The 19,958-nt window shown below is 60.6% G+C and carries 17 protein-coding genes; 9 read left to right on the top strand and 8 right to left on the bottom strand.

Going from position 1 to position 19,958, the window contains the following annotated elements; genetic code table 11:
- Positions 1 to 22: 22 nt before the first annotated feature.
- The 4 genes from BD293_RS12555 to BD293_RS12570 form a co-directional block, all read right to left on the bottom strand.
- A complete protein-coding gene (locus BD293_RS12555; RefSeq protein ID WP_142082231.1) occupies positions 23 to 1,537 on the bottom strand; it encodes a sugar ABC transporter ATP-binding protein in 1,515 nt (504 codons plus the stop codon).
- The gene (locus BD293_RS12560; RefSeq protein WP_170207131.1) at positions 1,534 to 2,523 is read right to left on the bottom strand and encodes an ABC transporter permease; all 990 of its coding nucleotides are present in this window, start codon (positions 2,521 to 2,523) and stop codon (positions 1,534 to 1,536) included. The genes BD293_RS12555 and BD293_RS12560 overlap by 4 nt, the downstream gene beginning before the upstream one ends.
- A gap of 8 nt (positions 2,524 to 2,531) precedes the next feature.
- Positions 2,532 to 3,506, bottom strand: coding sequence for an ABC transporter permease (locus tag BD293_RS12565; protein WP_142082233.1), 975 nt, complete (start codon positions 3,504 to 3,506; stop codon positions 2,532 to 2,534).
- Positions 3,507 to 3,626: 120 nt separating this feature from the next.
- Positions 3,627 to 4,568 carry a sugar ABC transporter substrate-binding protein gene (locus BD293_RS12570; protein ID WP_142082235.1) on the bottom strand — a complete coding sequence of 314 codons (942 nt, stop codon included), beginning with the start codon at positions 4,566 to 4,568 and terminating at the stop codon, positions 3,627 to 3,629.
- 274 nt (positions 4,569 to 4,842) lie between these two features.
- Between BD293_RS12570 and BD293_RS12575 the strand changes: the two genes are divergently transcribed.
- The 8 genes from BD293_RS12575 to BD293_RS12610 all read left to right on the top strand — a co-directional run bounded on the left by BD293_RS12575 (position 4,843) and on the right by BD293_RS12610 (position 14,489).
- A complete protein-coding gene (locus tag BD293_RS12575; RefSeq protein ID WP_142082236.1) occupies positions 4,843 to 6,591 on the top strand; it encodes an extracellular solute-binding protein in 1,749 nt (582 codons plus the stop codon).
- 23 nt (positions 6,592 to 6,614) lie between these two features.
- Positions 6,615 to 7,421 (top strand): SDR family NAD(P)-dependent oxidoreductase, encoded by an 807-nt coding sequence (locus tag BD293_RS12580; protein WP_142082238.1) that lies wholly within the window; start codon positions 6,615 to 6,617, stop codon positions 7,419 to 7,421.
- A gap of 75 nt (positions 7,422 to 7,496) precedes the next feature.
- Positions 7,497 to 8,795 carry a M24 family metallopeptidase gene (locus BD293_RS12585; protein WP_142082240.1) on the top strand — a complete coding sequence of 433 codons (1,299 nt, stop codon included), beginning with the start codon at positions 7,497 to 7,499 and terminating at the stop codon, positions 8,793 to 8,795.
- A 100-nt stretch (positions 8,796 to 8,895) separates the two neighbouring features.
- Positions 8,896 to 9,873, top strand: coding sequence for a thiamine pyrophosphate-dependent dehydrogenase E1 component subunit alpha (locus tag BD293_RS12590; RefSeq protein ID WP_142082246.1), 978 nt, complete (start codon positions 8,896 to 8,898; stop codon positions 9,871 to 9,873).
- Between the two features lie 12 nt (positions 9,874 to 9,885).
- Positions 9,886 to 10,881, top strand: coding sequence for an alpha-ketoacid dehydrogenase subunit beta (locus BD293_RS12595; protein ID WP_142082248.1), 996 nt, complete (start codon positions 9,886 to 9,888; stop codon positions 10,879 to 10,881).
- Entirely contained in the window at positions 10,871 to 12,163 is a 1,293-nt protein-coding gene (locus BD293_RS12600) for a biotin/lipoyl-containing protein (RefSeq protein ID WP_142082250.1), read from the top strand. Before BD293_RS12595 ends, BD293_RS12600 begins: the two co-directional genes overlap by 11 nt.
- 15 nt (positions 12,164 to 12,178) lie before the next feature.
- Positions 12,179 to 13,603, top strand: a complete 1,425-nt coding sequence (locus BD293_RS12605) for an NAD-dependent succinate-semialdehyde dehydrogenase (RefSeq protein ID WP_142082251.1) — start codon at positions 12,179 to 12,181, stop codon at positions 13,601 to 13,603.
- Between the two features lie 10 nt (positions 13,604 to 13,613).
- Positions 13,614 to 14,489 carry a 2-oxo acid dehydrogenase subunit E2 gene (locus tag BD293_RS12610; RefSeq protein WP_142082253.1) on the top strand — a complete coding sequence of 292 codons (876 nt, stop codon included), beginning with the start codon at positions 13,614 to 13,616 and terminating at the stop codon, positions 14,487 to 14,489.
- Between the two features lie 17 nt (positions 14,490 to 14,506).
- Here BD293_RS12610 and bhcD read toward each other — a convergent pair whose 3' ends face one another.
- The 4 genes from bhcD to bhcA are packed head-to-tail and all read right to left on the bottom strand — an operon-like array spanning position 14,507 to position 18,919.
- Complete coding sequence (gene bhcD, locus BD293_RS12615; RefSeq protein ID WP_142082255.1) at positions 14,507 to 15,469, bottom strand: iminosuccinate reductase BhcD; 963 nt, start codon at positions 15,467 to 15,469, stop codon at positions 14,507 to 14,509.
- Between the two features lie 55 nt (positions 15,470 to 15,524).
- Positions 15,525 to 16,688, bottom strand: coding sequence for a 3-hydroxy-D-aspartate aldolase BhcC (gene bhcC, locus BD293_RS12620; protein ID WP_142082257.1), 1,164 nt, complete (start codon positions 16,686 to 16,688; stop codon positions 15,525 to 15,527).
- A gap of 15 nt (positions 16,689 to 16,703) precedes the next feature.
- A complete protein-coding gene (gene bhcB / locus BD293_RS12625) occupies positions 16,704 to 17,675 on the bottom strand; it encodes a beta-hydroxyaspartate dehydratase BhcB (RefSeq protein WP_142082259.1) in 972 nt (323 codons plus the stop codon).
- Between the two features lie 53 nt (positions 17,676 to 17,728).
- Positions 17,729 to 18,919, bottom strand: coding sequence for an L-aspartate--glyoxylate aminotransferase BhcA (gene bhcA, locus BD293_RS12630; protein WP_142082261.1), 1,191 nt, complete (start codon positions 18,917 to 18,919; stop codon positions 17,729 to 17,731).
- 178 nt (positions 18,920 to 19,097) lie between these two features.
- Here bhcA and bhcR point away from each other — a divergent pair, with 178 nt between their 5' ends.
- Positions 19,098 to 19,907: an HTH-type transcriptional regulator BhcR gene (bhcR, locus tag BD293_RS12635; protein WP_142082263.1), complete on the top strand. Its 810-nt coding sequence runs from the start codon at positions 19,098 to 19,100 to the stop codon at positions 19,905 to 19,907.
- Positions 19,908 to 19,958 lie beyond the last annotated feature (51 nt).

The following is a 19,958-nucleotide window of genomic DNA, read 5'->3' on the forward strand; positions in this document are numbered from 1 at the left end:
CCCCCCTCACAGCCGCCGCGACTCAAGCCGCGTCTGCTGTCTTTATGCCGGAAATTGCCTGCACCAACGAATCCTCGGTCACTTCATCGGCGGTGAATTCCCGCATGATCCGCCCGCTATACATGGCCACGATCCGGTCCGAGACGCGCAGCACTTCGGGCATTTCCGAACTGATGACAATCACCGCATAGCCCTGTGCCGCCAACTCGCGCAACAAGGTGTGGATTTCGGCTTTCGAGCCGACATCAATGCCCCGCGTCGGCTCGTCCACAATCAGCACCCGCGGTTTCATCGACAGCCATTTGCCAATAACGATCTTTTGCTGGTTGCCCCCCGACAAGACACCGACAATCTGCCGCCAGCTTGGGGTCTTGATCTCCAGCTTGTCACGATATTTGTCGAAAATCTCGTTCTCGGCGCCTGATGACACGAATGGCCCGCTGGTCAGTTTCTGAACTTGTGGCAAGGTCATGTTGTCGCGGCAATTCATCGACAGCACCAACCCCTGTTCCTTGCGGTTTTCGGGCACCAGCGAAATGCCCAAGCTGATGGCATCTTGTGGCGACCCGATCTGCACCGGCACCCCGTCGATCAAAATTTCGCCCTGATCTGCGGTGCGCAGACCGAACAGCGTCTCGGCAATTTCGGTGCGGCCCGCGCCGACAAGGCCGTAAAAGCCGACCACCTCACCTGCCCGCACCGAAAAGCTGATATCCTCGAACAAGGGCGCGCAGCTCAGGTCGCGCACGTCCAGCACCGTCTCGCCCAGTTTGGGCGGCGCAGTGTCGCGCGACAGATCAAGGCTGCGCCCGATCATCAGGCGCGTGACCTCATCTTCATTCGTCTCTGCCGTGGTCAATGTGCCGCGATATGACCCGTCGCGCAGCACTGTAATCCGGTCGGACAAGGTGAAAATCTCGTCCATCCGGTGCGAGATGTAGACAATGCCCACATTGCGCGCCTTCAAGTCCCTGATGATGTCGAACAACACCACCTTTTCCGCATCGGTCAGTGATGCTGTCGGCTCGTCAAACACCACAACCCGCGCATCGACGGTCAGCGCGCGGGCGATCTCGACCATCTGCTGGTTGGCGATGGACAGATTGACCACTGTCACCTCGCCCCTGAAATTGCACTTCAGCCGTTCCAGAATAGCGTTGGAGCTTTTGTAGAGTGTGCGCCAGTCGACGCGGCCAAACGCCTTGCGTGGCAATTCGCCCAAGTAAATATTCTCTGCCGCAGACATTTCCGGCACAAGGCTGAGTTCCTGATGGATCAGCACCACACCTTGGGCCTTGGCCTCGATCGGGTTGGTGACGCGCACGGACTGACCGGCAATGATGATCTGCCCCTCATCGGGCTGGTGCATGCCCGCCAGCACTTTCATCAGGGTGGATTTGCCTGCGCCGTTCTCGCCCAGCAAGGCATGAACCTCGCCGGGCATCACCTCGAAATCCACCCCGTCCAAGGCGCGCACACCCGGAAAAGTCTTGACGATGCCTTGCAGCCGCAGGGCCGGTTCCAGCAATTCAGTCATAGGCGTAGCCCTCCGTCAGTGGCGCGGTTGAACCGTTTATCAAGGATCAGAACAGCAATCAGAATGCTGCCAAGGATGACATAGACATAGAAGGCAGGCACCTGCATCAGGTTCATGCCATTGCGCAAAATGCCAATCGCCAGAACCCCGCCAAGCGTGCCGACGATATCGCCCTTGCCGCCCGTCAGCTTGGTGCCGCCCAGAACCACTGCCGTAATGACCCAAAGTTCATAGTCGCGCCCCAGATTGGGCGTTGCCGCCCCCATCTGCGTGGACAACAGCACCCCCGACAGCGCCGCCAGAAACCCGATAATCATGAAGTTGATCATCATATGCGGACCAACACGGATACCGGCATTTACCGCCGCTTCGCGGTTGCCGCCCACCGCATAAGTGTTGCGTCCATGCACGCTGCGCGACAGCAGCAGATGCACGATCAGGGTGCAGAACAGGAAGATCAGCGCCAGAACCGGAAATGGACCAACAGACAGCGCGCTGAAATCGGAATAGGCGAAATTCATCGCGTAGAACGAGGATTCCCCCGTATAGACGAACACCAACCCGCGGATGCCCAGCATTGCGCCCAGCGTCACGATGAACGCATCGACACCTGTTTTCCAGACGATGAACCCGTTGAACGCCCCCAGCGCAATGCCCACCAGCAAGGCCAGACTGACCGCAGGCAATATCTGCCAGCTGCCCCATGTTGCAAACATGGCCCAGCTTTGCACATCGACCGCGAAGGCAGCGGCCAGCGCCAGTGTGGCCCCCACGGACAGGTCGATATTGCCGTTGATCATGACCAGCGTCATGCCCAGCGCGATCAACCCGATGGTCGAGGCCTGCACAAGGATATTCTGGAAGTTGCGATAGTCGAAGAAGTGGTCCGACATCAGGCTGAAGAAGATGAAAACGATCACCACGAAGCCCCAGATCGGGTTGCGCATCAACCAGCGCAGAGGTGTGATATCTGTCAGGTTCGACATGGTGTGCCTCATGCTATGGGTGAAAACAGGCGGCCGCGCTTGGCCGCTACATCCAGCCAGACTGCCACGATGATGACCGCCCATGTGACCAGCCATTGCGTGTAATAGGGCTGGCCCATCAGGATCAGGCCGTTCTGGATAAAGGCCAGCATCAGCACACCCAGAACCGTTTTCAGAATACTGCCCGCGCCCCCCAGCAGCGATGTGCCGCCCAGGATAACCGCTGCCAGAACCTGCAACTCGTAGCCTTGGCCGACGTTATTTTGCGACCCCATCACGCGGCTGCCCAGAATGATCGCGGCCACCGAAACGCACAGCGCCGAGATCAGATAGGTCATGAACACAACCCGCGAGCGCGGAATGCCAGAGAACACGGATGCCGTCGGATTGCCCCCCACCGCATAGACCTTGCGGCCAAAGGGCATGGTTTTCATGATGACATGAAACACAATCGCCAGCAGCGCGAAAATCAGGATCGGCGCTGCAATTCCAAAAACCGAGCCGCGCCCGAAAAAGGCAAACCATGTGCCGCGCTGGTCGGCAATATCGACATTCTGGCCACCGCTATAGATCAGCACCAATCCTTGAATGGCCGAGAGCATCCCCAGCGTCACAATCAGCGAATTCAGTCTTAATATGCCGATCAGAAACCCGTTGATCGCCCCCAGACATAATGTCGCCAGAACCATCACCGGGATCGCCAGTTCCGGCCCGATCTTGTCATGCAAGTCCACGACCAGCACGGTGGCGAATGACAGCATCGAGCCGACAGACAGGTCCAGATTGCCGCCGATCACCACAATCGTGACCCCAAGCGCCATAACGCCGATAATTGCGGATTGGCGAAAGACCGACATGATATTGTCGCCAGTCATGAACCTGTCGGACATGAGTGAGAACACAATCATGAACAGGATAAAGGCCACGAGGATGCCTTGTTTGGCAATCGCAGGCCCCCCTGCCTTGAGGCGGTTCAACAGCATCTGGTTCCTCCCAAAACTCGGCTAAAGGCGCGCTCTCCCCAGCGCAGAAGTCGGGGTTGAGCAAACAACCCGACCGGGGCGGTGGGTCTTACCCCCGCCCCGGCGCAGATTATACCTGCCTCAGAAAACCGGGCGGTCGAATTCTTCCATATTTTCTTGTGTGATTTTCGGGGTGTCGAAGTAGTTCAGCTTCGGCACATCTTCGCCCGCCAGCACGTCCAGCGCGGTCTGCAATGCAGCTTCGGCGTCATCCACGGGCGACTGATAGACCGACCCCCAATATTCGCCGCGCGCCATCGCGTCATAGCCCACTGCGAAATTCGTTGCCCCGATAAAAGCAATGCCTTCGGCGCGACCTGCGGACAGCGCAGCATTCAGCGCGCCCACACCCATATTGTCGTCACCCGAATACACCCCGTCAATCTGGTCAAAGCGCGTCAGGAACGTTTCCATCGTGCGCTGCGCACGTTCGCGGTTCCAGTCACCGGGCTGGATGTCCAGTTGCACAACATCAGGGCACATTTCGGCCAGACGGTCGTCAAAACCTTGCTGGCGCTCAATCGCGGTGGTGTAGCCCGGCATTCCTGTAATCTGGACGATCTGCCCTTCACCGTCCAAGGCTTCACACATCATCTCAGCCGAATAAATGCCCTGCTGAACGTTGTTTGGGCCAGAGAAAGCGGCGATGAAATCCATGCCCGCTTCGGCAATATTGGAATTGGTCACGATCACCGGAATCCCTGCATTATGTGCATTGCGCACTGCGGGCACCAGCGCCTGACCATCGGTCGGCCATACAATGATCGCATCGACCTGCTGCTGGATCAAATCCTGCAACTGGCTGATCTGGCGTGCAACATCCCCGCCGGCATCCAGCACGATCACTTCAACATCGGGATTGGCGTCGGCGGCTGCGATAAAGGCCTGCTCATAGGTTGTTTGGTAGCTGTCGATTCCGACATTGTTCTGCGTAATTCCGATCCGCACAGTATCGGCCGAAGCCGCGCTGGCCAGGGCAAGGGTGCCGCAGCTGGCAAGTAGGATGCGCATTGTTCTTTTCATGGTGTTCCTCCCAAGGGTGTAAACTTCTCCGCGCGCCCCGCCGATATGACATAATGTCGGCCTCCCGGCGTTTTCGCGGTCTGCCTATGCTGTCTGGACCCACGCAAATTCAACACAGAAAACATGTTCAAAATGAACAATTTTACATCCACTTTGAACATTTAAGCGGTATCATCACTCAGTCAATCTGAACAAAATAAGAGTATTGCAGATGAAAATCCGGCGCAACGCGACCAAAGACAGCACCCCGCAAAGAAAGTCAGCAGACGTGAAAATGGGAAATATTCAAAAAGAAAATTTCTCGAAACCCGCCAACATGCAGCGGGGGCACGCAGGTGTTGAACAGGCAGCTTTGCCTACAACGCTCCAGTTTGTTGACATGCTAAGCGCCGAGCTCGACACCGCGTTGGAGATTGCAGACCCGAACCCGCATCTTAACATGGTAACGGCACTGCTCAAGGCACATCTGAGCGGCAAGATCATCACGGCAACCATGCTGATCTCTGCCTCTGGCGTTCCCTACGCGACCGCGCGGCGCAAGTTACAGCAATTGCAAGACAGCGGCTTTATCGAGCAGCGCGCGCGCACGCGGTCGGGGCGGTCCTTTTCACTGCACCCGACCGAGCGGCTGATGACAAACTGGCGCCAGCTTGCAGACCGCATCCTTCGGCTTTGCACCGAGGCCGGCGGGAATGAACCCAAAGACGCGCGCGAATACTATTTTGGCGCCTCCTATGTGCCCGCCAGCCAATCCATCGCCCCGCCGCAAGTTCTGCCTGAACCGCTGCAACTAGGGGGCGGCCTGCGCATTCTGGTGCATGGCGATCCGACCTTCATGGTGATGGAGAACCTCAAGCGCCAGTTCGAGCAGATCATCGGCACCAATATCAGCCAGCGCGCCTTTTCCATCGACCGGCTGCGCGCCGAAGCCCTGCGCAATGCCGAGCGCCGCGTCAGCAAATACGACATCATCGCAGTTGATTTGCCGTGGATCGGTGAATTTGCCGAAAAGGGCGTGCTAATGCCCTTGGATGAATGCCTTGACACCGACCGGCTTGACCCGCCCGATTTTCACACCGCAGGCTGGATGGCCGCGCATTGGGGCGGGCGGCCTTATGGTGTGCCCAGCCAGACCACGCCCGAATTGCTGTTCTACCGCAAAGACCTGTTCGCAGAGGCGGGGTTGGAGCCGCCAGACACAACCGACAGCCTGATCAAGGCGGCGCGCTATTTTCATGCGCCACGGCGCGGCTATTACGGGATTGCGTGGAATGCCGCGCGCGGCACGGCACTTGGTCATCAGTTCCTGATGACCTGCGCCGATTTCGGCCAGCCGATCGTCAATCTGGAAGCCATCGCTGGCGGGTTTGCCGCCGACACGGCCCACCGCCGCGACATCGTGGCCACCATCGACACGCCGCTTGCGCTGGATGCGTGCGAATTTCTGCTGTCCTTGCTGGAATTCTCGCCGCCCGACATTCTGTCGATGTCCTGGTATGAACGCATCCGCCCCTATGCCGCGGGCAAAATCGCTATGGCTTACGGCTACACGCTGCTGGCCCCGTATTTTGAACGCGACCCCTCGTCGCCCGCCAATGGCAATACCGGCTATCTGCCCCACCCCGCCGGGCCTGAGGGGCAGCCCGTCGCCACTGTGGGCGGCTATGTCATGGGCATTCCTGCCAATATCGCGCCCGAACGCCGCGCCGCCGCCGCCGAGGCGCTGATCGCCTTTACCTCGCCCGAGGCCCAAAAACTGTATGTCCTGAACGGCAGCCGCACCGCACCGCGCTATTCCGTTGGGGCTGATCCAGAGGTGCGCCGCATCTCGCCAATATTCGAGGCGGTGGACGCCATGTCCCTGCGCGACGAGCTGCAATACTGGCCGCGCCCGCCCATCCCCCAAATCGCCGAGATCATCGAGATTTGTGGACAGGAACTGCATGACATGCTGCGCGGGACATCCAGCCCCCGCGACGCTTTGAAACGCGCCCAGTCACGGGCCGAACTCGCTTTGAAATAACCAAACGCGCTGAGGAGGACGCCATGGACACCACCCGCCTGAAAGGCAAGAACATCCTGATCACCGGGGCCGCACGCGGCATGGGTGCCGCCAATGCCGAACATTTCGCAGCCCAAGGCGCAAATGTCTGCCTTGGCGATCTGGACCTTGACGCAGCACAGGCCATGGCAGACGACATTAACGCCAAGGGCAATGGCCGCGCCATCGCTGTGCGCATGGATGTCACCAAACGCGAAGACAACGCCGCCGCAGTGGCCGCCACGGTCGAGGCCTTTGGCATGGTCAATGTGGGCCTGTTCAATGCAGGCCTGAACAAGCCCCGGTTTTTCATGGATATCGACGAAGACAACTGGGACATGATCATGAATGTCAACACCAAGGCCATGTGGCTGGGTATGCAGGAAACCGCCCGCCAGATGATCGCGCAGGGCAAGCAAGACTATCCCTACAAGCTGATCAACGTAGGCTCTATCGCGTCGCGCAAGCCGCTGGTTGATGTGACGGTCTATTGCACATCGAAATATGGCTGCCTTGCCCTGACCCATTGCGGGGCCATTGGACTGGCCGAGCATAACATCACTGTAAACGGCTATGCGCCCGGCGTGGTCGTGACGCCCCTGTGGGAACAACTGGACAAGGATCTGGTCGATATCGGCTTCAAGGACCGCGAAGGTCAGGCTTATGAGGACATTGTCCGCGATGCCCTCCAGATCAAGCGCGTGTCCTACCCCAAAGACGTGATCGGCACTGCCGCGTTCCTGTGCAGTTCCGACAGCGACTACATGACCGGTCAAATGATCCATATCGATGGCGGCTGGTGCATCCAGTAGCACGACCAGCCCCACCCCACCCTGTTTAACCCTTGAAAATGGCGCGTGCCTGCACGCCCCATACGGAGAAATATCATGTCCCGCGCTTTGATGCCGAATATGCTGACGCCCCAAGACCTTGAACCGAACTGGCGCTGGGAAGGGCGATTGCCCGCCTGGGGCCACACCTCGGTTGATTTTGAACGCCGGATCGACCATGACCGCCTGCGCCGCTACCGTCTTGCGCGCACGCGGCAGGCGTTGCAGGCCTCTGACGCGGGCACGCTGTTGTTGTTCGATGTGAACAATATCCGCTATGTGTCGGCGACCAAGATCGGCGAATGGGAACGCGACAAGATGTGTCGCTTCTGCCTGCTGACCGGCGATGATGCGCCCTATGTGTGGGATTTCGGGTCCGCTGCGATGCACCACAAGAAATTCAGCGACTGGCTGGTGCCGGATCATTGCCGCGCGGGTGTGGTGGGCATGCGCGGCACCATCCCGCCCGAATTCGGCCTGATGCGGCAATACGCCAAGGAAATCGCGGGCCTGATCCGCGAGGCGGGCATGGGCGACATGCCGGTGGGTCTGGATTACGCCGAAACCGCCATGTTCCACGCGCTGCAAGAAGAGGGGCTGAATGTCGTGGATGGCCAGCAAATCATGCTGGCCGCGCGCGAGATCAAGAATTGGGATGAAATCCAGTTGCTGACGCAGGCCGCCGCCATGGTCGATGGTGTCTATCATATGATCTATGAGGAGTTGAAACCCGGCATCCGTGAGAATGACATCGTCGCGATGTCCAACAAGATGCTCTATGAAATGGGCAGCGATGATGTCGAAGCGATCAACGCCATTTCAGGCGAGCGCTGCAACCCGCACCCCCACAACTTCACCGACCGCTATTTCCGCCCCGGTGATCAGGCCTTTTTTGACATTCTGCAATCCTATCAGGGCTATCGGACCTGCTACTACCGCACCTTCAACATTGGCCGCGCAACGCCCGCGCAAAACGATGCCTATGTGAAGGCCCGCGAATGGATTGATGCATCCATTTCCATGATCAAACCGGGGGTTTCCACCGACAAAGTGGCCGAGGTCTGGCCCAAGGCGGAAGAATTCGGCTTCCCGGACGAGCAATCGGCCTTTGGCCTGCAATTCGGCCACGGGCTGGGGCTGGCGCTGCATGAGCGGCCCATCATCAGCCGCGCGATCAGTCTGGACCACCCTATGGAAATCAAGACCGGCATGGTCTTTGCGCTGGAAACCTATTGCCCTGCGGCAGATGGCTATTCCGCGGCGCGGATCGAGGAAGAAGTGGTTGTGACCGAGACCGGTTGCGAAGTGATCAGCCTGTTTCCAGCGGAAGAATTGCCGATTGCGAACCGCTACTGAATTATCGGGCAAAGGTGGGGGGGCTGTCTGCCCCCCCACACCCCCCCGAGAGTATTTTCGGCAAGAAAATGACGGGCAGCAGCCTTGAAAGGATGAGAGCATGGCCAAGGCCAAGTCGAATACCGAAGATTATCTGCGGATGTATCGCCAGATGGTGCGGATACGGACGTTTGAGGATAATGCCAACCAGCTGTATCTGTCGGCCAAAATGCCCGGCCTGACGCATATGTATTCGGGCGAAGAAGCGGTGGCGGTGGGCATTTGCGAAGCGTTGACCGATGACGACCGCATCACCTCGACCCACCGTGGGCACGGCCATTGCGTGGCCAAGGGGGCGGAATTCAAACAGATGTTCTGCGAGTTGCTGGGCAAGGCCGAAGGCTATTGCCGCGGCAAGGGCGGCTCGATGCATATTGCCGATCAAAGCCACGGCAACCTTGGGGCCAATGCGATTGTCGGCGGCTCGATGGGGATTGCGACAGGGTCCGCGCTGCGGGCCAAATTGCAAGGCGCGGATGATGTGACAGTGTGCTTCTTCGGCGACGGGGCGACTGCGCAGGGGTTGATGTATGAGGTGATGAACATGGCCGCCCTGTGGAACCTGCCCGTCATCTATGCCTGCGAAAACAATGGTTATTCGGAATACACCAAGACCGAGGAAATTGCGGCGGGGTCGATCACCGCGCGGGCCGAGGCCTTCGGGATCGAGGCGCACCGCGTCGACGGGCAGGATGTGCTGGCAGTCAATGACCTGACGCGCAAACTGGTGGCGCGGGCGCGCAAGGGCGAAGGGCCGTTCTTCATGGAATTGATGACCTACCGCTATCACGGCCACCATGTGGGCGACATCAACCGCGAATATTACCGCTCCAAGGCCGAGGAAAAGGAGTGGAAAGAGAACCGCGACCCGATCATCCGGTTTCGCGCGCATCTGGTCAGCGAAGGGATCGCCACGGAAGACGACCTTGATGCGATGAATGCCGAGGTCGAGAAGGATGCGGCCGAGGCCGTGGCCTATGCGCTGGACGCGGCCTATCCGGATGCGTCGGAAGTTGACATGCATGTTTTTGCGGCCTGAGGAGAGAGAACAATGCGCGAGATAACCCTGTCCCAGGCCGTGAATGAAGCCATTGCCGAAGAAATGCGCCGCGACGCATCGGTATTCCTGATGGGCGAAGATGTGGCCGAAGCCGGCACGCCCTTCAAGGTGCTGTCCGGTCTGGTCGAGGAATTCGGCACCGAGCGCGTGATCGACACACCCATATCGGAACCCGGTTTCGTGGGCCTTGCGGTGGGCGCGGCGATGACCGGCGCGCGGCCCATCGTGGATTTGATGTTCGGCGATTTCATCTATCTGGTCATGGACCAGCTCTGCAATCAGGCGGCCAAGCAGCATTACATGTCGGGCGGCAAGCTGACCGTGCCGATGGTGTTGCGCACCAATATGGGGGCCACGCGGCGGTCGGCCGCGCAGCACAGCCAGTCGTTGCAAGCACTGGTGGCGCATATTCCGGGGCTGAAAGTGGCAATGCCCTCTTCGGCCTATGAGGCCAAGGGCCTGATGAAAACCGCCATCCGCGACAACAACCCGGTGGTGATATTCGAAGACAAGCTGATGTATCAGGACAAGGCGCCTGTGCCGGAGGAGGAATACCTGATCCCCTTCGGCGTGGCGAATGTGAAGCGCCAAGGGACGGACATCACCCTGATCGGCACCTCGTCCATGGTGCAGGTGGCCGAGAAAGCAGCCGAGATTCTGGCGCTTGAGGGGATCAGCGCCGAAGTGATCGACCCGCGCACGATGGTGCCGCTGGATGAGGCGACGTTGCTGGAGAGTGTCAAGAAAACCAGCCGCGCGATTGTCATTGACGAAGGCCACCAAAGCTACGGGGTGACAGCGGAAATCGCCAGCCGCCTCAATGAGAAAGCGTTTTACCATCTGGACGCACCCGTGCTGCGCATGGGCGCGATGGATGTGCCGGTGCCCTTCAGCCCCGCGCTGGAAGATCTGACCGTACCCACGCCCGAGCAAGTGGCCGCCAATGCGCGCAAACTCTGCGCCGGGGAGCTTATACATGCCGCATGACGTGACAATGCCCCAGCTTGGCATGGCTCAGGACGCGGGCAAGATCGTGTCCTGGCTGAAATCGCCGGGCGACAAGGTGGCCAAGGGTGATGCATTGTTCGAGGTGGAAACCGACAAGGCCACGATGGAGGTGGAGGCGCAGGCCAATGGGTATCTGACCCATGTGACCGCCGCCGAGGGCGAGGATGTGCCTGTCGGCCAAGCCATTGCGCGCATATCCGACAGCGCGGATGATGACACGCCTGCCCCAGCGCCCCAACCGCAAGCAGATGCCCCGGACGCCTTGCCCGAGGGCCGCGAGATCACCATGCCGCAGCTTGGCATGGCCCAAGACAGCGGTGTGCTGGTCGGCTGGCTGGTGGAACTGGGCGCTCAGGTCAGCGCGGATGACCTGCTGTTCGAGGTGGAGACCGACAAGGCGACGATGGAAGTGCCCGCAGGTGCAAGCGGCTATCTGGCCGCAACACTGGCGCAGGCCGGGGATGCGGTGCCAGTGGGGCAGGCCGTGGCCGTGATCGCTTCCAGCAAGCCCGACGCGCCGGTGGCGCGCGGGATGGCTGCGGCGGCAGCCACGCCGAAAGTCGAACAGAAACCAGAACCTGTAAGCGCACCTGACCCTGCGCCCGCATCGAAACCGGCAGAGCCCACGCACGCCGCGCCCGCCCCTGCCGGGGGGCGCATTCTCGCCTCGCCCAAGCTGCGCCGCGTGGCGCTGGAAAAGGGGCTGGATCTGGCGCGGCTGGTACAGGCGGGTCATCCGCAACCCTATCATATGCGCGATCTTGAGGTTCTGGAGGCCTTGCCGACGCAGACCCCCGCCCCACAGGCCGGCTTGGCCGTGCAGGCCCTACGGCTGGAGGCGGAATGCGCGCAGAGCGGCTTTGCCCCCTTCGCCACTTGGGCGGCGGATGCACATGGCCTGCAAGATGCCGATGCCCTTCTGGCGGGGCTGGCCGGGGCCAGCCTTGGTCGCGCGGCGACTGTGGCGGTGGACCGCTTTGGCGCAAGCCGCGCCTATGATGTGCCTGCGGGGCGCAGCCTGTCAGCGGTCACAGACACCGATGCCGCCCCCGATCTGCGCCTGCGCGATCTGCGCATGAGCGCGCTCAGCACTGTTTCACTGGGTGCAGAGGATGTGCCGGTGCTGACATTGCTGACACAGGGCGAGGGTCTGGCGCTGGTGCTGGAATGTGACCCTGCGCAACTGGGGCCCGACGCGGCAATCGCCCTTCTTTCCGAATTCGCAGGCCGCATGCACAACCCGCTGCGCCACCTGCTCTGACCCAACGAGGCACCGATGGATTACACCGATCTTTATATCAACGGCACATGGCACAAAACGGCCACGCGGTTTGACGTGATCAACCCCGCCACCGAGCAAGTGCTGGCCTCGGTCGCCTCTGCGGAGATTGCCGATGCGGACAAGGCGCTGGATGCAGCAGAGGCCGCGATGGCCGACTGGGCCGCGCGCACCCCGCGCCAACGCTCGGAAGTGTTGCGCAAAGCGTGGGAATTGATGACCGCGCGGCTGGACCATTTCGCCCATCTGATCACGCTCGAAAACGGCAAGGCCCGCGCGGACGCAATGGGCGAGGCCAGCTATGCCGCCGAGTTCTTTCGCTGGTTCGCAGAAGAGGCCGTGCGCGCGGACGGGATGATCACCCATGCGCCAGCCTCTGGTGCGCGGATTATCGTGCAGCACAAACCCGCAGGGCTGGCCGTGCTGATCACGCCGTGGAACTACCCCGCCGCAATGGGCACGCGCAAGATCGCACCAGCCTTGGCGGCGGGCTGCGGGGTCATCATCAAGCCTGCCTCGGAAACACCGCTGACCATGCTGGCGCTGATGCCGCTTTTGGAAGAGGCGGGCGTGCCTGCGGGGCTGGTCAATGTCCTGCCCTCACGCCGCACCGGCGCGCTGGTCGATCACATGCTGCATGATCCGCGCGTGCGGGTGGTCAGTTTTACCGGCTCGACTGGCGTGGGGCGCACGCTGTTGAAATCCGCCGCCGATCAGGTGCTCAAACCGGCGATGGAACTGGGCGGCAATGCACCCGTGATCGTGTTTGACGATGCCGATTTGGATGTGGCCATTGAAGGCACGATGCTGGCAAAGATGCGCAATCTGGGTGAGGCCTGCACCGCTGCCAACCGTATCTATGTGCATGAGAAGATCGCGCCGGAGTATATCCGCCGCCTGAGTGCGGCCATGTCGGCGCTTAAGGTTGGCGACGGCACCGACCCAAGCGTGGATGTTGGCCCGCTGGTCAATGCCGCGACCCGCGACAAGGTGGCGGAATTTGTGGCCGATGCGCTGGCCAAGGGGGCAAGGCTGGAATGCGGCGGCGTGGTGCCAGAGGGGCACGGCTACTTCTACCCGCCGACCGTGCTGTCAAACGTGCCGGAAAATGCCGATTGCGTGCAAGATGAAATCTTCGGCCCTGTCGCGGCAATCCAGACCTTCACCGACCAAGAAGAGGTCATCACCCGCGCCAATGCCACCGAATACGGGTTGGTCGCCTATGTCTTCTCAGGCGATTTCAAGCGCGCACTTCAGGTCTGCGAGCGGCTGGATTACGGCATGGTGGGCCTCAATCGCGGTCTGGTCAGTGACCCCGCCGCCCCCTTTGGCGGCACCAAACAATCGGGTCTGGGGCGCGAAGGCGGGCATGAGGGAATGCTGGAGTTCATGGAAACGCAATATATTTCGGCCAGTTGGTAAGGGGGCAGACATGTCAGACATCATCGCAAGCCCCAGCACCCGGCGCAAAGCCCTTGAACAAGGTGTCGATATCGACGCCCGCGCCCGCGAATTGGGCCGCAAGACAATGGGGCCGGAAGATCTGGGCACCTCCGCCCCCGCAGCCCAAGCGGGCGACACCAGCTATTGGGATGTGGATCATGCCGCTTACGGCCCCGTGACCACCGAGCCGATGAGCCGCTTTGCCCAAATCGCCGCCGCCAATCTGGGCGCAGCCAACGCGCTGATCCCGCAAGTTACCCATCACGACCGCGCCGATATCTCGGCCATTGAGCGCTTGCGTAGCACTTGGAAAGCGCAAGCACAGGCGCGCGGGCTCAAACTCACGGCACTGGCGTTTCACGTCATGGCGCTGGCACAGACCCTGCGCGCCTTTCCGCGCTTCAACGCTTCCCTGTCACCAGATGCCAAAACCCTGATCCTCAAGGACTATGTCCATATCGGCATCGCCGTGGACACCCCCAACGGGCTGATGGTGCCGGTCATCCGCAATGCCAACCAAAAAGGGCTGTGGCAGCTCTCGGCAGAGATTGCCGATCTGGCCACACGCGCGCAGGCCCGCAAAATCAAACCCGACGAGATGGGCGGCGCATCCATGAGTATCAGCAATCTCGGCGGCATTGGCGGCACCGCATTCACCCCCATCGTCAACCCGCCCGAACTCGCCATCCTTGGCATCACCCGCACCGAAATCGTCACCCAATGGGACGGCGACACCCCCCGCCCCGTGCCGATGGTGCCGCTCGACCTCAGCTACGACCACCGCGCCCTCAACGGCGCAGACGCCGCTCGGTTCATGGGTCACCTCACACAGCTCCTCAAAGACCCAAGGCTGATGATGGTGTGAGGGGATGGGGCCCCCGCTCAGAACGCGATCTCTTGCGCAAGCCCGCGTTCAACCGCCAACTCCACCGCCTTGGAGGCGACGGCCAGATCCTGCAACCCCACACCCGTGCCGTCGAACACGGTAATCTCCTCGGCGCTTGCCCGCCCCGGATGCGTACCATTGATCACGGCCCCGATTTCCACAATCGCTCCTTCCTCCAATAACCCCGCCGCAACCGCATGCTGCGCCTCGCCAATGCTGATGGATTGCGCGACCTCATCGGTAAAGACACTGGCGCGCGCAAGAATTGCTGCGTCAACCTCTTGCTTGCCCTTCGTGTCGGTGCCCATGCAGGCCAGATGCGTGCCGGGGCGGATATGCGCATCGTGCAAGATTGCATCAAAACTTGATGTGATAGTGACAATCACATCCGCCTGCGCGCCCAGCTCTTCCAGACTCACCGCATCAAAAGGCAGGCCCAGTTCTGCCGCTGTCTCGGCCAGCCGTGACAGCATTTCAGGGTGCAGGTTCCAGCCGATCACCCGCTCGAACGCCCGCTGCCGCACCGCCGCGCGCATCTGGAACGCACTCTGATGGCCTGCGCCCACCATGCCCAGTACTTTTGCGTCCTTGCGCGCCAGATGCGCGATGGAAATGCTTGACGCCGCCGCCGTGCGCAACGCCGTCAACAGATTGCCCCCCACCATCGCTGTGGGTTTGCCGCTGTCAGGGTCAAACAGATAGACAGTGCTCTGGTGGTTTGGGATGCCGCGCTCGGCATTGCCGGGGAAATAGCCGCCCGCCTTGACCCCCAGCAAATGCCCCACGCGGTCAAGGCCCGACTTGAACCCGTATTGCCGCCCCGCGCCCAAGCCCTCGCGCACCACAGGGAAGTTATAGGCATCTTGCCGCGACATGGCCGCAAACGTGGCCTCGATTGCGTCAAAGGCAGATTGCTCATCGACAAGGCCGGTAATGGCGGATTCGGGGACGATCCACATGGGGGTATTCCTTTATGTTCTGGACGAAAGGCCCAAGTCGGGGCCTTTCTGGGGTTCAGTATGCCTTGCCGCGCGCCGACACCGGCCAGAGCGTCTCAACCTTGGCCCCGCGCACACCCACATACCAGTCATGGACATTGCAGGTCGGGTCACAATGGCCCGGCACCAGCCGCAGCTTGTCATTCACTTTCAGGACGTTGTCCAAATCTTCGACCACCCCATGCTCGTCCGAGCATTTGACATATGTCACATCATCGCGCCCGAAAATCACCGGCAGGCCGCTATCGACCGATTGCGCCTTCAGGCCCGCATCGACAATCGCCTTGCCGGGTTTCGCGCGGCTCATGACGCTGGTCAGGATAAACAGCGCGTTCTCCCATTCGCCCTGATCGATGCGCTTGCCCTCCTTGTCCAGAATCCGGCCATAATCGGCATCCATGAACGCATATGACCCGCATTGCAGCTCGTTATAGACGCCCGAATTGCTCTCAAAATAGTAGCTGCCTGTGCCGCCGCCGCCGACGATATCACAGTCCAGCCCTTCGGCCTTCAGGGTGTCCACCGCATCCTTGACCTGCGCCACAGCCAGCGCGATCTTGGCCTTGCGGTCGTCGTAGCTGTCCATATGCTGCATCGCACCCTGATAGGCCTGAAGCCCTGCGAATTTCAGCCCCGGTGCCGCGTCAATCGCTTTGGCAATCTCCACCACCGCAGGTGTCGTGGTGACACCACACCGCCCCGCGCCGCAATCAATCTCGACCAGACATTCGATCTGGGTGCCATGACGGGTTGCTGCCTCTGACAGATCTGCAACATTCGTTACATCGTCGACACAACAGATTGTGCGCGCGCCCAACAGCGGCATACGCGCCAAACGATCAATCTTAGCCGGGTCACGTACCTGATTTGAAACAAGAACATCCCGAATGCCGCCACGTGCGAACACCTCCGCCTCGCTCACTTTCTGACAGCACACACCGCAAGACCCGCCAAGGCTCTCTTGCAGTTTCGCAACATCAACCGATTTATGCATCTTGCCATGCACGCGGTGGCGCATGCCATGCGCGCGGGCATAATCGCCCATCTTCTTGATGTTGCGCTCCAGCGCGTCCAGATCAAGGATCAGGCAGGGCGTCTGGATATCGGCCTCATCCATCCCCGGCAAGGCCGGCACGTCAAAGCCCACTTCCAGACCCTCAAACTTGGTTGGTGCATTCATAATCTCGGCCTCCCGTTATTTCGTGATCCAAGACAGCGTGTCCATATCGACATTGCCGCCGGTAATAATGACGCCGACGCGCTTGCCAGCAAAGATTTCAGGGTTCTTCAGAATCGTGGCCAGCGGCACAGCGCAGCTTGCCTCAATCACGATTTTCATGCGCTGCCATGTCAGCTTCATCGCGTCGATAATTTCCTGCTCGGACGCGGTCAGAATATCAGTCACATGATGTGACACGAAATGCCATGTCAGGTCTTTCAACGGCACTTTCAGCCCGTCCGCCACAGTCACCGGCGCATCATCCGCAATGATATGCCCCGCCTTGAGGCTGCGATACGCATCATCCGCCTGCTCTGGCTCGGCGGCATAAATCTGCACATGCGGTGCCGTGTTCGACAGCGTCAGACAGGTGCCCGAAACCATACCCCCGCCACCAATCGGCGCGATCACGCAATCCAGCCCTTCGACCTGCTCCAGCAACTCTTTCGAGCAGGTCGCCTGCCCTGCAATCACGCGCGGGTCATTATAGGGGTGCACGAATTCCGCCCCTGTCTCGGCCTGCACGCGGGCAAACACCGCCTCGCGCGAACTGGTCGAGGGGTCGCATTCCGTGATAATCCCGCCATAGCCGCGCACAGCATCCTTCTTGGCCGCAGGGGCCGTGCGCGGCATAACCACATGGCACGGAATGCCCCTGCGCCCGGCAGCATAGCTCAGTGACAGTGCGTGATTGCCACTGGAATGCGTGGCCACCCCCTTGGCCGCCATTTCATCCGACAGCCCGAATACGGCATTCGACGCGCCGCGCACCTTGAATGCCCCTGCCTTTTGAAAATTCTCGCATTTGAAGAACAACTCCGCCCCCGTCAGCGCATTGAGGTAGCTGGACGTCAGAACCGGTGTGCGGTGAATATACGGCTTGATCCGGTCATGTGCCGCCAGCACATCGTCATAGGTCGGGATATACATCTCATCCATATCTTTCATGATACCCTCATTTTCTTGCTGAAAATACTCCGGGGTCCGGGGCAGCGCCCCGGTTACGCCGCTTGCGCCAGCGCAACATCTGCGGAATTGCGCAGATATTCCTGCGCCGCCGCCACACCAGATCCAAGCTGCACGTTCCAGTCCAGATCGGCCATGCACATCTCGGCGGTGGCCAGTCCCGACAACAGCATCACATCGCTCAGCATGCCCAGATGGCCAATGCGGAACACCTTGCCGGCCACCTCGCCCAGACCCACACCAAAGGCGACGCCATATTTCGACGCGGCCAGTTGCACCAGATCCGTGCCGTTGCACCCTTGCGGCACCACAACGGCTGTTACAGTGTCGGAATACAGCTCCGGCGTTGCGGCACAGGGGGTCATCCCCCAGGCCCCGACCGCGCGCCGTGTCGCCTCGGCCAGCCGGTGGTGGCGGGCGTAGACATGCTCCAGCCCCTCCTCCTCCAACAGCTCGATTGCTTTCGCAAGTCCGGCGATCAAGCCGACAGGCGGCGTATAGGGATAGCCCCCTGTAGCATAAGACTTCAGCATGTCCCGAAAGTCGAAAAACGTGCGCGGGAGTGTTGCATTCTCCATTGCATTCAACGCCTTGGGGGACACCCCAAGGATCGCCAGACCCGCAGGCAGCATAAACCCCTTTTGCGACCCCGCCACAGCAATATCGACCCCCCACCCCGCCATATCAAACGGCATAGACCCGATAGAGGACACGCCATCCACAAACAGCATTGCCGGATGTGCCGCGGCGTCCAGACCTGCGCGAACACCCGCGATGTCGGAGCGCACGCCGGTTGCGGTCTCGTTATGGGTCACCAGAACGGCTTTGATGCTGTGCGCAGTGTCGGCGCTCAGTGCGGCAGCGATTTCGGCCACGGGTGCGCCCATTCCCCATTCAGTTTCAATGACTTGCACGTTCAGCCCGTGGCGCTGGCACAAGTCGATCCAACGGTGGCTGAACATGCCGAACCGCGCGGTCAGCACTGTGTCGCCGGGCGAGAGCGTGTTTGTAACCGCTGCCTCCCAACCCCCTGTTCCTGTTGACGGAATCACGATCACCTCACCCTGATCCATGCCCAAAACACGGCGCACACCGGCGATTGCGGGCTTGAAAATGCGTGCGAAGGCGGGGGAGCGGTGGTCCAGGGTGGGGATATCGCAGGCTTTGCGGATTTCGTCGGGAATATTGGTCGGGCCGGGTATGAAAACTGGGTTCTGTGTGGACATCGGGCTTACTCCTCCCCCTTGATTAATAAAGACATTATCGCCCCGACAGGCCCAGTGCAATTTTTTTGAAATTATTTTTTACATGGTGAAAAAACTGGGTTAACATCTGACATTACAGGCAATTTACTTTTTCATTATATGAAACCATATTTCGATTTTCAGAAAAAAGAGGCACAGCATGGCTGAAACCAGAGCGCGGGGCCGCCCCCGTGCCTTTCACGACAAAACCGAGCAAAACACCGTCCAGTCGCTGGACCGCGCCTTGGGGATTTTGCGGGTGCTGTCGGACTCCAACGGGCTGACGCTGACCGAACTTGCGCAGGCCGCAAACCAGTCGACCGCGACGGTCTACCGGGTGCTGAGCACCTTTCAGACGCATGGCATGGTCGAGATGGATACCGAGGGGCAGCGCTGGCATGTGGGGGCGGGCGCGTTTCGGGTGGGGTCTTCGTTTTTGCGCCGGACCAAACTGGCCGAGCGGGCGCGCGGGGCCATGCAGACGCTGATGCGCGCAAGCGGCGAGACGGCCAATCTGGGGATCGAGTCAAAGGACGAAGTGCTGTTCCTGACCCAAGTGGAAACGCATGAGGCGATCCGCGCGTTCTTCCCGCCCGGCACACGCAGCCCGATGCATGTCTCGGGCATTGGCAAGGCGCTGCTGGCCTATTACCCGATTGTGCGGGTGGCGGGGATCATGGCGCAGGGCTTGCCGGGCTTCACGCCCGCGTCCCTGACCGATGGCGAGACGCTGGAAGGCGACCTGATCGACACCCGCAAGCGCGGCTATGCGATTGACAATGAGGAACGCACCGAAGGCATGCGCTGCATCGCCGCCCCGATCTTCAACGCGCATGGCGAGCCAGTGGCGGGCCTGTCCATCTCTGGCCCCGTCTTTCGCCTGACACTGGAGCGCGCGCAAGCGATGGGCGAGTTGGTCCGCACAGCGGCGGCGGGGGTGACAGAGGCGACAGGCGGGCGGGTGCGATAAGGCAGCGGGGCGCTTGTGGGGGGCGTGGAGGATGCGGGTCCTGTCGCATTG

Source organism: Roseinatronobacter monicus, from assembly GCF_006716865.1.
Lineage (GTDB): Bacteria > Pseudomonadota > Alphaproteobacteria > Rhodobacterales > Rhodobacteraceae > Roseinatronobacter > Roseinatronobacter monicus.